The organism is Streptomyces rishiriensis (assembly GCF_030815485.1).
Lineage (GTDB): Bacteria > Actinomycetota > Actinomycetes > Streptomycetales > Streptomycetaceae > Streptomyces > Streptomyces rishiriensis_A.
The window spans coordinates 1,419,093-1,433,130 of sequence record NZ_JAUSWV010000002.1 but is presented as its reverse complement, the minus strand read 5'-3'; the positions used below and the strand labels follow the sequence as shown (position 1 = coordinate 1,433,130).

Genomic DNA, 14,038 nt, shown 5'->3' with positions numbered 1-14,038 from the left:
AGGTTCTGTGCTCTGCAAGTGACCGCACGACCCGAGGACGTTGACGTGACCGACATCGCCATGCTGCCCGAGTCCTGGCGCGGGGTTCTGGGCGACGAGCTCCAGCAGCCCTACTTCAAGGAGCTGACGGAGTTCGTCGAGGGGGAGCGCGCGGCGGGTCCCGTCTACCCCCCGCGCGAGGAGGTCTTCGCCGCGCTCGACGCGACGCCGTACGAGCGGGTGAAGGTGCTCGTCCTGGGCCAGGACCCGTACCACGGCGAGGGGCAGGGGCACGGCCTGTGCTTCTCGGTGCGGCCCGGAGTGAAGATCCCGCCGTCCCTGCGGAACATCTACAAGGAACTGCACGCGGAGCTGGACGCGCCGATTCCGGACAACGGCTACCTGATGCCGTGGGCGCGGCAGGGCGTCCTGCTGCTCAACGCGGTCCTCACGGTGCGCTCCGGCGAGGCGAACTCGCACAAGGGCAAGGGCTGGGAGAAGTTCACGGACGCGGTGATCCGCGCGGTGGCCGACCGGCCCGACCCGGCCGTCTTCGTCCTGTGGGGCAACTACGCGCAGAAGAAGCTCCCGCTCATCGACGAGACCCGGCACATCGTGGTCAAGGGCGCCCACCCCTCGCCGCTGTCGGCGAAGAAGTTCTTCGGTTCCCGGCCGTTCACGCAGATCAACGAGGCGGTGGCACAGCAGGGCCACGAGCCGATCGACTGGACGATCCCGAACCTGGCCGACCAGGCCTGATCCGACTCCGCCCGACCGTCCTGCCCGCAGGGGACCTCGCCCCGCCGGCTGCCGCCGGGCCGGTTCCTCCGCGCACCGGCACGGTGCCGCCTGACCGGGATTGCGCAGGGCTGCGGCTAGCGTCGTCGCAACGACGCAAGGAGGCCGAGGTGGCGGAGCGACAGGGGCAGACGGTGTCGGACGCCCTGCTGACGCGGATCGGGCAGGTCGTGATGCTGCACCACGGGGGAGACCGCGAGGAGGCCAGGCGCCGCCTGCTCGACCTGTGGACGGAACTCGGCGAGGGCGGCGCGCCGCTGCACCGCTGCACCCTCGCCCACTACCTGGCCGACACCCACGACGACCCCTCGGACGAGCTGGCGTGGGACCTGAGGGCGCTCACGGCGGCGCAGGAGCACGACGGCTCGGCCGAGGTGCGCGCGCTCTACCCGTCGCTGCACCTCAACCTGGCGGCGGACTACGTCAAACTCGGCCGCGCCGAGGCCGCCCGTACCCACGTACGCAGGGCCCGGACGGCGGCCGTGGCACTCAGGGACGACAGCTACGGGGACGGCGTACGGGCCGCGATCGGCCGGATGGAACGGAGACTGGGCGAGGACGAGGACGAAGGGGAGTGGGAGGGGCGCGGCGAGTGGGAGTGGTGAGACCGGCGGGGCGGTCGTCCCCCGAGGTCCACGCCCCCTGACCCCTCAACGCCCGTAGGCCTGCTCGCAGATCGATGCCTCCGGGCTGTCGCCCTGCCATCCGCCGTACCTCCTGCCGAGCGCGCACACGTCGGTGTTCCCGCGCACCTCCTCCTCCAGGTCCGGGAGCTCCACCCGCGGCAGCGCGCGCCGCCGGGCCTCCGGCTGCGCCGGCCGGCTGTGCGGCGGGGTACGGGACGAGGGCGGCGGTCCGGAGCCACCGGCCCCCGCCGCCGCCCCCGTTGTCCGCCGCCGCTGGGCCGGCGACGCGGGTGCGTCCGGTTCCGGCTTCCGGGACGGCCCGACCATCTCCAGCGCCTCACGGGCCGGCGCCTGCACGACCTGCACCTCGGCTCCTCCCTCCGGCCGCGGCACGGACGGCTGGGACGGTGCCGGAGCGGGCCCCGGCACGGCCGGGCGCTGGACGTTCAGGCACCCCGTCAGGGCCGAGACGGCCACGGTGACCAGGAGCGTTGCGGTAGTCGTCGTCGTTCGCTGCACCCGCGCAACTCTGGCGGCTCCGCCCGCCCGAGCAACAGCGGAGCAGCGGAGGTTGCCCCGCACGGGTGATCTCCTACCCCGTACGAGGGAGCCGGTCCCCCCGCGCTGACGTCACTCGCCGGTCGAACCGTCGATGCGCTCCCGGATCAGATCGGCGTGGCCGTTGTGACGGGCGTACTCCTCGATCATGTGGGTGTAGATCCAGCGCAGGCTGAACGGCTCGTCGGTGAATCTGCTCCGACCGCGCGAGAGTTCGGCCAGGGCGAAACCCGCCGCGTACCGCCGGGCGACCTCGATCTCGGACTGCCAGGTGGCGAAGGCCTCCGCCCAGGTGTCGCGCTCGGTGAGACGGAACTCGCCGTCCGGATCCTGTTCCGTGTAGTAGATCGGCCCCGCGCCGTCGCCCACCAGAACCCTGCGGAACCAACTGCGCTCCACCTCCGCCATGTGCCGCACGAGCCCCATCAGGGACAGCCCGGAAGGCTGCACCGAGGCGGTGCGCAACTGGGCGTCGGTGAGCCCCTCGCACTTCCACGCCAGGGTCTGGCGGTGGTAGTCCAGGCGTCCTTCCAGCATGGCGCGTTCGTCGGCGTTCTGGGCGGGCCCGGTGCGTTGCGTCGTCATACTCGCATGGTGTCTTCGAGCCGCCCTCCGCCACCACGGGTTTTCCCTCGCGCAGGACGCCGGGCACGTCCTCGGGCGACCCTCGCCGGGGCCTGCCCGCCCCACCCCGGCCGGGCGTCCAGGCACATCGCGGACCGGCGGGCGGCGGCCCCGGAGGGGCCCCGTATGCTGCCGTAGACGGTAGTCCAGGCGGTAGGACAGGTAGCGAGGGAGCGCCCGTGAAGGTCGGCTGCATCGGACTCGGCGACATCGCGCAGAAGGCTTATCTGCCCGTGCTCGGCGCGCTGCCCGGAGTCGAGCTCCACCTCCAGACCCGCACGCCGGCCACCCTGGACCGGGTCGCCGACGGCCTGCGCCTGCCGCGGGAGCAGCGCCACCGCGACCTCGACGCGCTCCTCGCCGCCGGCCTCGACGCCGCTTTCGTGCACGCGCCCACCGCCGCCCACCCCGAGATCGTCTCCCGGCTGCTGGAGGCGGGCGTGCCGACATACGTGGACAAGCCCCTCGCCTACGAGTTCGCCGATTCCGAGCGGCTCGTCACGCTCGCGGAGGCGCGGAACGTCTCCCTCGCCGTCGGCTTCAACCGGCGCCTCGCGCCCGGCTACGCGCAGTGCGCCGACCATCCGCGCGAGCTGATCCTCATGCAGAAGAACCGGGTCGGCCTGCCCGAGGAACCGCGCACCATGATCCTCGACGACTTCATCCACGTCGTCGACACACTGCGCTTCCTGGCGCCGGGCCCGGTCGACGACGTCACCGTGCGCGCCCGTGCCGAGAACGGCCTGCTGCACCACGTCGTCCTCCAGCTCGCCGGGCCCGGCTTCACCGCGCTCGGTGTGATGAACCGGCTCAGCGGTTCCAACGAGGAGATCCTCGAGGTGTCCGGCCAGGACACCAAGCGCCAGGTCGTCAACCTCGCCGAGGTGATCGATCACAAGGGTCAGCCGACCGTGCGGCGGCGCGGCGACTGGGTGCCGGTGGCTCGGCAGCGCGGCATCGAGCAGGCGGTGCTCGCCTTCCTGGACGCCGTGCGCGCGGGCAAGGTGCTCAGCGCCCGGGACGCGCTGGCGACTCACGAGTTGTGCGAACGAGTGGTCCGAGCGGTGCGGGAACGGTCCGCCGCAGCCTGACCGTCCGTGCCCCCTCCGTGAGCGCGAGGGCCAGCAGCACCAGCAGGGCGCCGTGGACCGGCCAGTCGCCGTAGCGGACGTACGGGGTGACGCCATCGGCGAGCGGGACGTCGTAGACGGCCGTCGTGCTCGCCTGCGTGCCGAGCCACGAGCCGACCCGTCGGCCACTCGCGTCGTACACGGCCGAGACGCCGGTGAGGGTGGAGTGGACGAACGGCCGCCCGGTCTCCGCGGCGCGCAGCGCGCCGAGCGAGGCGTGCTGCGCGGGCGCCCAGCTCCGCTGGAAGGAGGAGGTCGACGACTGCGCGACCAGCACGTCCGCGCCGTCGTCCGCCAGGTGCCGGCTCATGTCGGGAAACGCCGTCTCGAAGCACACCATCGGACCGATCCGCAGCCCGTGCCCGGCGTCCACGACGACCTGCTCGTTGCCGCGCCGCCGGTCCTCGCCGGCCGCCTTGCCGACGGAGGTGACCCAGCCGAGCACGGAACGGGCGGGTATGTACTCGCCGAACGGCACCAGCCGCATCTTGTCGTACCGGTCGCCCGTCGGGCCCTCGGGCCCGATGAGCATCGAGCTCTTGTAGATGCCGGGCCGGTCGGAGCGGCGGGCGTCGACGTTGACGAGGATGTCGGCGCCGGTGACGCGGGACAACTCCGCCAGGCGGCGGGCCAGGTCGGGCCGGTCGTCGAGGTCGTAGCCGACGCTGCTCTCGCCCCAGACGATCAGATCCACGTCCTGCCCGACCAGTCGCCGGGTCAGCTGTTCCTCGCGGTCGAAGCGGCTGTCGGGGCCGTCGATCACCCCCGGCTGCACGACGGCGATCCGGGTCTGTCCGCCGGCGTCCGGGCGCGGCGCCCACATCCACGCGGCCGAGGCCGTGGCGGCGGTGGCGACGAGACCGGCGACGGCCGGGGCCCGGGACGCCGGAACGGAGACCAGGACGGTGGCCGACACGTTGACCGCCACCACCAGGAAGCTGAGCAGCCACACCCCGCCCACGGAGGCGAGCCGCAGCGCGGGCTCCACCTGCCACTGACTCGCCCCGAGCATGCCCCACGGCCCGCCGAGCCCCTGCCAGGAGCGAACGAGTTCGATCGCCAGCCAGCCGGAGGGCAGCACCAGCAGCGCGGCGAACACCCGCGCGCGGGAGGGGATCACGTCCGTGGCGAGAAACCGGCGGACCAGCCAGGCCCACGGGGCCCACAGCGCGCCCAGCAGGGCGGCGATGACCAGGGTGAACACATGCAGGCTCGGCAGCAGCCAATGGTGCATCGCCACCATGAAACCGAACCCGCCGCTCCATCCGTCGAACGCGGCCCGCCGCCCCGTCGGCGCGGAGCGGACGAGCAGCATCCAGGGGACGAGCGCGAGATAGGCCCACCACCACAGGGCCGGTGCCGGGAACGCGAGCACGGGCAGCGTGCCCGCGACGGCCGCGACGGCCGTACGCCGCCAGGGGGAGGTGAGCCAGTGTCCGAACGTCTTCATACGGCACCTCCCTACCCGCTCGGGGTGCCTTCAGTGTGCGCGCCCCGGACGATCTCCGACAGGGCGCGCGAATATCGGCTCCACCGCCCCTGACCCTCCGGCTTCTGACTGTGTTTCTGCCCGTGTTTCCGCCATACGTCCATGCCGTCCGTTTTGTACTTACTGCCGTCTGCCGTCTGCCGTCTGCCGTCTGCCGTCTGCCGTCTGCCGTCTGCTGCCGGCTCAGGCGGGCAGGCGTCGCCACTTCTCCCGGACGACGACCTCACGCACCCGCCATCCGTCGTCCGTCCGCAGCAGACCGAAGGAGTACCTGCCGCCGCAGACGAAGTCCGGCGGGCCGGCCGCCGAGTCGTCGTGGCCGGCGGCCAGCCTCATCGGGTTGACGTAGTCGGCCTGGACCCGGGCCGTGTCGCCCGTGTCCTGCTCCAGGATCCCGAAGCGCACCTGGCGGTTGACGATGAGATGCTGCCGCATCGCGAACACCCGCAGGTTCTCCGCGAGCCATGAGGAGACGTTCCCGGCGTCCCCCTCGATACCGCCGGCCGAGCGGTAGTCCGCCCGCCCGTCCGATGTGAACAGTTGCCGGTACGCCGTCCAGTCACCGTCGTCGACTGCCACCGCGTAGTCGGTGACCAACCCGTCGACGGCCAACCGGTCCATCACGGCGGCGAGTTCCACACGCTGCGTCATGGCCCGAGTGTTGGGCACGGGGGCTGCTCAGCCAAGGTCTTTGCGGAAAACGGTCCGCTGATCGGTGGAGGCGTGAAGGCGGGACCGGTCACCTTCGGGTCGGGGCGGATGCCCCTTCAGGGTCCTTCTGAGGGGGCATCCGGTCGGGCTCCCAGGACCGAGGACCCGGAGCGACTGTTCGTCGAGCCACTCCGGACCCAGCACTTGCGGCCGAAATCCGGGCGTCGGCGGACTCCTCGTCCGGCAGGGGAACGAAGTAGTACGGGGCCGGTCCGCGCCATTCGATCACTCGGCCGGAAAGGACGAACTCCATCAGGCCGGTCCCCTTCCTCGCTCAGCCGGCCCGCCCGGTCACCCGTGGAACTCGGTGAGGTCGATGGCGTGCACGTGCAGCGAGTGACCGTGGACCGGGTGCACCGTTTCGCGCTCCGGCGCCATGCCGAGCTTGCGGCTGATGTTCTCGGAGGCCTCGTCACCGATCCGGATGATGCTGATGACGCGGTCGAGGCCACGATCCTGAAGCGCGAACTCCAGCGTCGCGTGGGCGGCTTCGGACGCGTACCCCTGGCCCCAGAACTGGGATCCGAGCCGCCAGCTGATCGCCACGTCGGGCAGTACCTCCGGCAGGAACCCGGGCATGGACAGGCCCGTGAAGCCGGCCAGTTCGCCCGAGGCGAGGAGCTCCACGGCGAAGAGCCCGAAGCCCTCCTCGTCCCACTCCTCCTCCCACTGCTCGATCGCCTCCGCCGTCTGCTCCAGATCGAGAACCGAGCCGTCGTCGACCCAGCGCATGACGTGCGGATCCGCGTTGATGTCGGCCATGGGCACGAGGTCGTCGTCGTGCCATCGGCGGAGGAGGAGGCGGGGGGTGCGGATCTCGGTCATGGTGACCATCCTGCCCAAGGCGGGAGCTTCACCGGTAATCGGGGCCCGGACGGCGTGCGACGGCGGCAGCCCGTTCGGAGCCGGGACGGACGGTCCCCGTGCGCCTCGGCCGGTCTTCGTCCGGGCGTCGACTCGCTCTCGTCCGGTCTTCGTCCGGGCGTCGACTCGCTGTCGTCCGGTCCGCGTGAGGGCGTCGACCGGCTCTCGTGCGGGCGTCGTCCCGCTCTCGTCTGGTCCGCGTGCGGGCATCGTCCCGCTCTCGTCCGGTCCGCGTGCGGGCGTCGTCCCGCTGTCGTCCGGTCCGCGTCCGGGCCGTCCAGGTCGCGTCCAGGTCGTTGTCAGGCACGCTTCAGTGGTCGGAGTCCTTGGTCTGATGACGGGACATCTGGCCCCGCGCCGTGCGCCAGTGCGACCGGGTCTGCTCAACCAAGGTGTCCCACTGCAGGCGAACCTCGTGGTCGGAAGGGCGGTGGCCCTGACGGATCTGGTCGAGTTCGTCTCGTACCTCGCGCCCCAGCGCCGACGATCCGACCATGACCAGCATGGCGGCGAAGAGCGCGGAGATCATCGCGAACACCGCGCCCACCACGCCGTAGCGTGCGGCGTAGGTGTTGAACAGACGCGGCAGGTAGACGGCCGCGCCCACCGAATAGGCCGCCGTCAGAACGGCTGCCGTGACGCCGAAGGGGACGAGGTCCCGCCAGTCGATCCGCTTCGCGGACAGGAGCCGTCCGCTCCAGATGAGGAACGCGGCGGTCAGGGGAACCTCGCACGCCGAGGCGACCAGCCCCAGCTCGCCTTCGCCGAGCAGCGCGGTGAGCGAAGCGGTGCACAGTGCGTAGCCGCCCAGGCCGAGGATCCACCACAGGCCGTTACGGGTGTTGCGCACGCTGAGCGGGCTGAGATCCCAGGTCTGTTCGACCAGCCGCTGCGCGGCCCGGGCGAAACTGAGGGTCGAGATCGTCAGGAACACGGCTCCGAAGGCGCCCACGCTCGCACTGCTGCCCTCGGCGGGGGAGAAGAGGGAGCTGACAGCCGTGGCGCCCGCACCGGTGAGGTGATAGCGCCTGATGATCTGCTCCGCCGCGTCGTAGTGCGCGAAGCTGCTCACGACGGCGCCGATGAGGATGGAGAGCGGCACCAGCGCGGTCAACGCGCTGGACGCCAGGGCCATCGACCGGTCGAAGCCCACGATCCTCTGGAACCGGTTGATGACGCGCAGCGCGAAGGCGGGTCGCAGCCAGAACGTCAGCGTTCTGGCGAGGCGCTCACGCCTGATCCTCGCCGTCCTGCCCTCCATGAAGATCGTGTCCTGTGTGGCGACGCGAGCGTAACGGACGGTCGCGGACCGGACACGGGACGACACGGGGCCGTGGGGCGAAGGAGGGGCGAGGGGGGAGAGCAGAGGGGAGGGGAGGGGTAGGCACCGGGCCGAGGCCTGAGCTCAGGATCAGGCCGCGGTGACGACCTCGCCGCGGATCGCGATGGCCCACTCCACGACCAGCAACTCGTACTCCGCTCGCTCCTGGGCGGAGAGTGAACCGCCCGCACGCAGCCAAAGGGCCCGGATCCGCTCATTTAACTCGGCAGCGGACCGCACGGAACCAGAGGGCACAGGGTTGGGGGACATGGGCCAAGCCTAGGCGCAAGCACTGACACTGCGCTACCGGACGGCTACGCGCGCGGATATGGGCTTGGTCACGGCTGATCGATCAACTCCGGTGATTCTCCAGCGGGTTCGCAAGAGGAAGTCGATTCGTGCGGTGCTGCGCAGCCCCGCGGAGTCACCGGAGCGGACAGGGAGCGGTCAGCCCGCCGACTCCGCCGCGTGCGGGCTCAGCGCACCCGTCGCGACCAGGGCGATGATCAGGATGCCCAGTACGACGCGGTAGTAGACGAACGGCATGAAGGACTTGGTGCTGATGAACTTCATGAACCAGGCGATGACCGCGTACCCGGTCACGAACGCGATCACCGTCGCGAACATCGTCGGTCCCCACGCCACATGGCCGCCCTCCACCGCGTCCTTCAACTCGAAGACACCGGAGGCCAGTACGGCCGGGATGGCGAGCAGGAAGGAGTAGCGGGCCGCGGCCTCGCGCTTGTAACCCATGAACAGGCCGCCGCTGATGGTGGCGCCGGAACGCGAGACGCCGGGGATGAGAGCGCAGGCCTGGCACAGGCCGAAGATCAGGCCGTCCTTGACGCCGAGGTTCTCCAGGGTCTTGCGCTGCTTGGGCGCGCGGTGCTTCCCGCCCGTCTCGTCGCGGGCCGCCAGCCGGTCGGCGACGCCGATCACGATGCCGACGACGACGAGCATCGTGGCCGTGATCCGCAGATCGCGGAACGGGCCCTCGATCTGGTCCTTGAGCGTCACGCCCAGCAGCCCGATCGGAATCGAGCCGACGATCACCAGCCAGCCCATCTGGGCGTCGTGGTCCTTGCGCAGCGTCTTGTCGAACAGCGATCGGCTCCATGCCGAGATGATCCGGCCGATGTCCTTGCGGAAGTAGATCAGCACCGCGGCTTCCGTGCCGATCTGGGTGATCGCCGTGAAGGCGGCGCCGGGGTCCTCCCAGCCGGAGAACGCCGCGGTCAGCCGCAGATGCGCGCTGGAGGAGACGGGGAGGAACTCGGTCAGCCCCTGGACGAGTCCGAGGATGAGGGATTCAAACCAAGACATGAGGTTACGGAGTCCAAGTGCCGATCGGAGAGGGCGACGGCGACGGTCGGCCCGTCGCGCGCGATGATCAGGTGATCAGGTGTGTGCCGGGGGAAGCCTAGCGTTCCCCGATGACAGGCCCGGCACAGGGGTTTCGCAGGCACCACGCGAGCTCCGTACCGCCGACCACCGCCCCTCCGCATGAGCGACGAATCCCCTCACACGACGGTCACGCACCCCGCCGGCGGCGGGCTCGTGCCTCGCCTCCGGGCTCGTGCCTCGCCTCCGGGCTCGTGCGTCGCCTCCGGGCTCGTGCGTCGCCTCCGGGCTCGTGCGTCGCCTCCGGGCTCGTGCGTCGCCTCCGGGCTCGTGCCTCGCCTCCGGGCTCGTGCCTCGCCTCCGGGCTCGTGCCTCGCCTCCGGGCTCGTGCCTCGCCTTGCTTCACGGGCAGCGGCCCGACTGCCGTCCCTCCCGTCCCGGTCCCTCCCTTCCCTCCCTCCCTTCCCTCCCGTCCCTGCCGGTCCCGGACGGGGCGACCTGCCGTCCTCGCCGGTCGCGGGCGCCCGCCGTCTCGGCCGTGCCCGACGGCCTGTGCAGCGACTGCCGTGCCCGACGGCGTCCTGCCGTCCTCGTCGCGGGCGCCCGCGCCCCTGTCGCGCCGGACGGCGTGCCCGCAGCCCCTGTCGTGCCCGCGGCGTGCCTGCTGTCCTCGCCCGCCTCAGCCGCGCCGCGCCGCGACCCTCGCGCCCGCCACGCGCGCCTCACGTGCGGGATCGGTACGCCGGACAGGTGTCCCGATGGTTGACCGGTCGCCCGGCCGCCGCATACGTTGCTGCCGTTGGGAAAGCGCTTGCTGTGTGCAGGTACTGCACGCTTCCCTTCGGTTGCTGGCCCGCCCGGTCGTTCGGCCGTATGTCGGAGGAGTGCTGATCACGCCCATGCCCCCATCCACTCCGCTGCCTGCCGCGCTCGGCGGCCGCCGTGTCCGGGCCGCCATCGTCGGCATCGGCGCGATCGGGCGCGGCTCCCATCTGCCCGCCCTCCAGCAGCTCGCCGCCGAGGGCGAGGCCGAGGTCGTGGCCGCCGTTGACATCGATGCCGGCGCCGTCCAGGCCTTCTGCGCGGACAGCGGGGTCCCGCACGCGTACACCGACCTGGCGCGGATGCTGGCGGAGCAGCGCCCCGACCTGGTGACCATCTGCACCCCGCCGACCCTGCACCGCGAGCAGAGTGTGGCGGCGCTGCGGGCCGGCGCCTGGGTGTGGTGCGAGAAGCCGCCGGTGCCGACCCTCGCCGACTACGACGCGGTGGAGGCCGAGGAGGGCGCCGCGGCGGGGCCGTACTCCTCGATCGTCTTCCAGCACCGTTTCGGATCCGGGGCCCGGCACGTGCGGCGGCTGCTCGCCGAGCAGGCTCTCGGGCGGCCGCTGGTCGCGCACTGCCAGACCACCTGGTACCGCGACACCGCCTACTACGCCGTGCCCTGGCGCGGGCGCTGGCAGACAGAGGGCGGCGGACCGGCGATGGGCCACGGCATCCACCAGATGGATTTGCTGCTCGACCTCCTCGGCCCCTGGAGCGAGGTGCGCGCGATGGCCGGACGGCTCGTGCACGACGTGGAGACGGAGGACGTGTCCACCGCCCTGGTCCGTTTCGAGAGCGGGGCCATGGCGACGGTCGTCAACAGCGTCCTGAGCCCCGACGAGGTCAGCCGCATCCGTATCGACTGCGAACGCGCCACCGTCGAACTCACCCACCTCTATGGCCACTCCAACGCCAACTGGCAGATCACGCCCGCCCCGGACGTGCCCGGCGATCTCGCGGCGGCCTGGCAGGACTTCGGCGCCGACGTCCCGAGCTCACATCTGGCGCAGCTTCGCGAACTGGTCGCGAGCATGCGCGCGGGCCGTCGGCCGCGCAGCAGCGGCGCGGACGGGCGCACCAGCCTGGAGCTGATCAGCGCGCTGTACAAGTCGGCGTTCACCGACACGACGGTGCGGCGGGGCGAGATCGGGCCGGGTGACCCGTACTACACGGCCCTGCACGGTGGCGCCCCCGGCTGGGCACCCGCCACGGTCGCGATGGAGGCTGAGTCGAAGACGGGGCCGGAACCGACGACCGGGCCGAGCGCGGAGACGGGGACGAGCGCCACGACGGGCACGGCGGCGGCCACGAACGCGGAGGTGCCCGCGTGAGCGGCGGTCTGCGGCTCGTCCACGCGCACGGCGACCGCGTCACGGTGACCGACCAGGCCACCGGCGTCGAACTGCTCGCCTACGTCTACCGGCCCGAGGCGGCGTGGGAGGCGCCGAGGCCGTACATCCACCCGCTGCGGACCCTCGCCGGTGACGTCGTCACCGACTACCGACCCAACGACCACCGCTGGCACAAGGGGCTGTCGCTGACCGCCTCGCACCTCTCGGGCGCCAATCTGTGGGGCGGCAACTCGTACGTGCACGGCGAGGGGTATCTCGAACTCCCCGAGCGGGTCGGTTCGATGGCGCACGTCGGCTTCGACGAGGTGTCGGCGGACGGCGGCCGGGTCGTCATCGCCGAGCGGCTCACCTGGCATCCGTACGGCGGTGAGCTGTGGGCGCAGGAGGCGCGCCGGATCGAGGTGCACGACGTCGACCCGCAGGCCGGCTCCTATGCGCTGACCTGGACCAGCGCCGTCACCAACCGCCGCGACGAGCCGCTGCGCTTCGGCAGCCCGACCACCGCCGGGCGGGAACTGGCGGGTTACACGGGTCTGTTCTGGCGGGGCCCGCGCGCCTTCCGGGGCGGCCGGATCATCGGCCCGGACGGCGAGGGCCCGGGGCTGATGGCGTCGCAGAGCCCCTGGCTCGCTCTTTCCGGCGAGCACGACGGCGCCGACGGGCACGCCACCGTCGTCTTCGCGCACGCCCCCGAGAACGACCACTCCGGTGCCCGAGGGGCGCATCCCGCCCACTGGTTCGTCCGCAACGAGCCCTTCGCGGGCATCGCGCCTTCCTGGTCCTTCTTCGACGAGCTCGAACTCGCCCCCGGCGACACGCTCACCCGCCGTTACCGCGTGGTCGTGGCCGACGGCGCCTGGGAACGGGAGGAGATCGCCAAGTACCTGGAGGCACACCCGTGGTGAGCGGGTTCGACGGGCTGCCCGGCGGGGTCGCCGTCTCGCGGCTGCGTGTGTACGACTGGCCCGCCGCCGACGGTCTGCACGGCGGAACTCCCCATGTGCACCTGACCTGTTCCGAGGGGTACGTCGTCACGGCCGGGCACGGCGCGGTGCAGACGCTGACGGCGTCCGGGTACGAGGTCACGCCCCTCGCGCCCGGCACGGTCGCCTGGTTCACGCCGGGCACCGTCCACCGGCTGGTCAACGACAACGACCTGCGCATCACCGTCCTGATGCAGAACGGCGGGCTGCCGGAGGCCGGTGACGCGGTGCTCACCCTGCCGGCGGAGTACCTCGGCGACCCCGGGACGTACGCCGCCGCGACCGTTATCCCGGCCGACGTCCCGCGCGAGGAGCAGGCCCGGATCGCCCGTGCCCGGCGCGACCTCGCGATGGAGGGCTACCGGGCGCTGCGCGGGGCGGCCGACGGTCCGGCCGCCCTGGCCGCCTTCCACCGGGCCGCCGCGGCGCTGGTGGAGCCCCGGCTCGCCGAGTGGCGCGAGCGCTGGCTCCGAGGGGCGCGGGCGGCCGCGCAGGCCACGGAGGAGCAGCTGGACCGGCTCTCGGGCGGCGATGTGTCCTATCTCGCCGAGGCCGCCGTGCGGTCCGAACAGCCTTCGGTGCACGGGAGGTTCGGGATGTGCGGGTGGTTGGACGTGTACCCGCTGCCCTGAAGGCCGGGTCGTCGCGGGTCGTCACCGCACGGTGCGCCGGCCGACGTGATCTCCGTCGTACGCCTGCGGCTTTCCCGCCGGGCCGACCCGAAGGGCCGATGTCGAGCGCGCGGAGTCAGCCGACGGGGATCAGGCCGACGGCCGCGGCCGATCGTCACGGCGGTTCCGGTGGCCGGATGCGGATGCGGATGCGGATGCGGGGCGGCGGCAGCGGCGATCGCGATGCGGAGGCCGGGCGGCGCGGAGGCCGTCGAGGACGCCCGCGGCCTCAGGCGGCCGACGGGCCCGCCACCGTCCAGCCGGGCGCCCGGGGGTGCGCGCTCACGTCCTCGTGGCGGACCTGGTCGCCGCAGCCCGCGCAGGTGACCACGGGGACCAGCTCGTTGCCGCAGACGTGCTCGAGCACCATGGGGCGGTCGTCGTCCCCGCGCAGATGGCGGTCGCCCCACGCCATGAGTGTCATCAGGACCGGCTCCAGTTCGAGCCCCGCCTGCGTGGGCCGGTACTCGAAGCGCTGCGGACGTTCGCTGTAGACGCGTTTGGTGAGGATCCCGGCGTCGACGAGGCGGCGCAGCCGGGTGGCCAGGATGTCGCGCGGGGCGCCGATGTTGCGCACCAGCTGGTCGAAGCGGGCGTTGCCGAGACAGACCTCCCGCAGGACGAGCAGGGAGTACTTCTCGCCGACGAGGGCGAGGGTGTCGGCGATCGAGCACGGGCGCGGGTCTTTGGAGGCGGCCATGACGGCCAGTCTAGGGGAGGGTTGGAAAAGCGAATCCTGGGAGGTTGGATTTTCCAACCCTCGGGG

General features: G+C 72.1%; 15 protein-coding genes and 1 pseudogene. 6 read left to right on the top strand and 10 right to left on the bottom strand.

The genetic code is table 11. The features are described 5' to 3' along the window. The first annotated feature begins 45 nt into the window (after positions 1-45). Together ung and QF030_RS08760 are read left to right on the top strand one after the other, a co-directional pair. Positions 46-738: a uracil-DNA glycosylase gene (ung, locus tag QF030_RS08765; protein ID WP_307162095.1), complete on the top strand. Its 693-nt coding sequence runs from the start codon at positions 46-48 to the stop codon at positions 736-738. A 149-nt stretch (positions 739-887) separates the two neighbouring features. Further along, entirely contained in the window at positions 888-1,382 is a 495-nt protein-coding gene (locus QF030_RS08760) for a hypothetical protein (RefSeq protein ID WP_307162094.1), read from the top strand. A 45-nt stretch (positions 1,383-1,427) separates the two neighbouring features. Here the strand turns inward: QF030_RS08760 and QF030_RS08755 are convergent, their stop codons facing one another. Together QF030_RS08755 and QF030_RS08750 are read right to left on the bottom strand one after the other, a co-directional pair. Further along, on the bottom strand, positions 1,428-1,769 hold the full coding sequence (locus tag QF030_RS08755; RefSeq protein WP_307162093.1) for a hypothetical protein: 342 nt from the start codon (positions 1,767-1,769) through the stop codon (positions 1,428-1,430). 264 nt (positions 1,770-2,033) lie between these two features. Continuing rightward, a complete protein-coding gene (locus QF030_RS08750) occupies positions 2,034-2,546 on the bottom strand; it encodes a DinB family protein (protein ID WP_307162092.1) in 513 nt (170 codons plus the stop codon). 218 nt (positions 2,547-2,764) lie between these two features. Between QF030_RS08750 and QF030_RS08745 the strand changes: the two genes are divergently transcribed. After that, a complete protein-coding gene (locus QF030_RS08745) occupies positions 2,765-3,676 on the top strand; it encodes a Gfo/Idh/MocA family protein (protein ID WP_307162091.1) in 912 nt (303 codons plus the stop codon). Here the strand turns inward: QF030_RS08745 and lnt are convergent. The 7 genes and pseudogenes from lnt to QF030_RS08710 form a co-directional block, all read right to left on the bottom strand. Continuing rightward, the gene (gene lnt, locus QF030_RS08740; protein ID WP_307162090.1) at positions 3,594-5,165 is read right to left on the bottom strand and encodes an apolipoprotein N-acyltransferase; all 1,572 of its coding nucleotides are present in this window, start codon (positions 5,163-5,165) and stop codon (positions 3,594-3,596) included. The two genes, QF030_RS08745 and lnt, sit on opposite strands and share 83 nt — an antisense overlap. A gap of 222 nt (positions 5,166-5,387) precedes the next feature. Then, entirely contained in the window at positions 5,388-5,855 is a 468-nt protein-coding gene (locus QF030_RS08735; RefSeq protein WP_307162089.1) for a nuclear transport factor 2 family protein, read from the bottom strand. Between the two features lie 190 nt (positions 5,856-6,045). After that, a pseudogene (locus QF030_RS08730) lies at positions 6,046-6,168 on the bottom strand (DUF1905 domain-containing protein); the annotation flags it as partial. 38 nt (positions 6,169-6,206) lie between these two features. Continuing rightward, positions 6,207-6,740, bottom strand: a complete 534-nt coding sequence (locus tag QF030_RS08725; RefSeq protein ID WP_307162088.1) for a GNAT family N-acetyltransferase — start codon at positions 6,738-6,740, stop codon at positions 6,207-6,209. A 349-nt stretch (positions 6,741-7,089) separates the two neighbouring features. Further along, entirely contained in the window at positions 7,090-8,040 is a 951-nt protein-coding gene (locus QF030_RS08720) for a YhjD/YihY/BrkB family envelope integrity protein (RefSeq protein WP_307162087.1), read from the bottom strand. Between the two features lie 150 nt (positions 8,041-8,190). Next, a complete protein-coding gene (locus QF030_RS08715) occupies positions 8,191-8,370 on the bottom strand; it encodes a hypothetical protein (protein WP_307162086.1) in 180 nt (59 codons plus the stop codon). 177 nt (positions 8,371-8,547) lie between these two features. Beyond that, entirely contained in the window at positions 8,548-9,423 is an 876-nt protein-coding gene (locus QF030_RS08710; RefSeq protein ID WP_307162085.1) for an undecaprenyl-diphosphate phosphatase, read from the bottom strand. Between the two features lie 917 nt (positions 9,424-10,340). On the opposite strand from QF030_RS08710, the gene QF030_RS08705 reads away from it, so the two are divergent. From QF030_RS08705 to QF030_RS08695, 3 genes are read left to right on the top strand one after another with little or no spacing between them, the layout of a single operon-like run. After that, positions 10,341-11,597, top strand: a complete 1,257-nt coding sequence (locus QF030_RS08705; protein ID WP_307162084.1) for a Gfo/Idh/MocA family protein — start codon at positions 10,341-10,343, stop codon at positions 11,595-11,597. Continuing rightward, a complete protein-coding gene (locus QF030_RS08700; protein WP_307162083.1) occupies positions 11,594-12,523 on the top strand; it encodes a DUF6807 domain-containing protein in 930 nt (309 codons plus the stop codon). The genes QF030_RS08705 and QF030_RS08700 overlap by 4 nt, the downstream gene beginning before the upstream one ends. Next, positions 12,517-13,233: a cupin domain-containing protein gene (locus QF030_RS08695; protein ID WP_307162082.1), complete on the top strand. Its 717-nt coding sequence runs from the start codon at positions 12,517-12,519 to the stop codon at positions 13,231-13,233. The genes QF030_RS08700 and QF030_RS08695 overlap by 7 nt, the downstream gene beginning before the upstream one ends. A gap of 268 nt (positions 13,234-13,501) precedes the next feature. Here the strand turns inward: QF030_RS08695 and QF030_RS08690 are convergent, their stop codons facing one another. Then, a complete protein-coding gene (locus QF030_RS08690; RefSeq protein ID WP_307162081.1) occupies positions 13,502-13,972 on the bottom strand; it encodes a winged helix-turn-helix transcriptional regulator in 471 nt (156 codons plus the stop codon). Positions 13,973-14,038 lie beyond the last annotated feature (66 nt).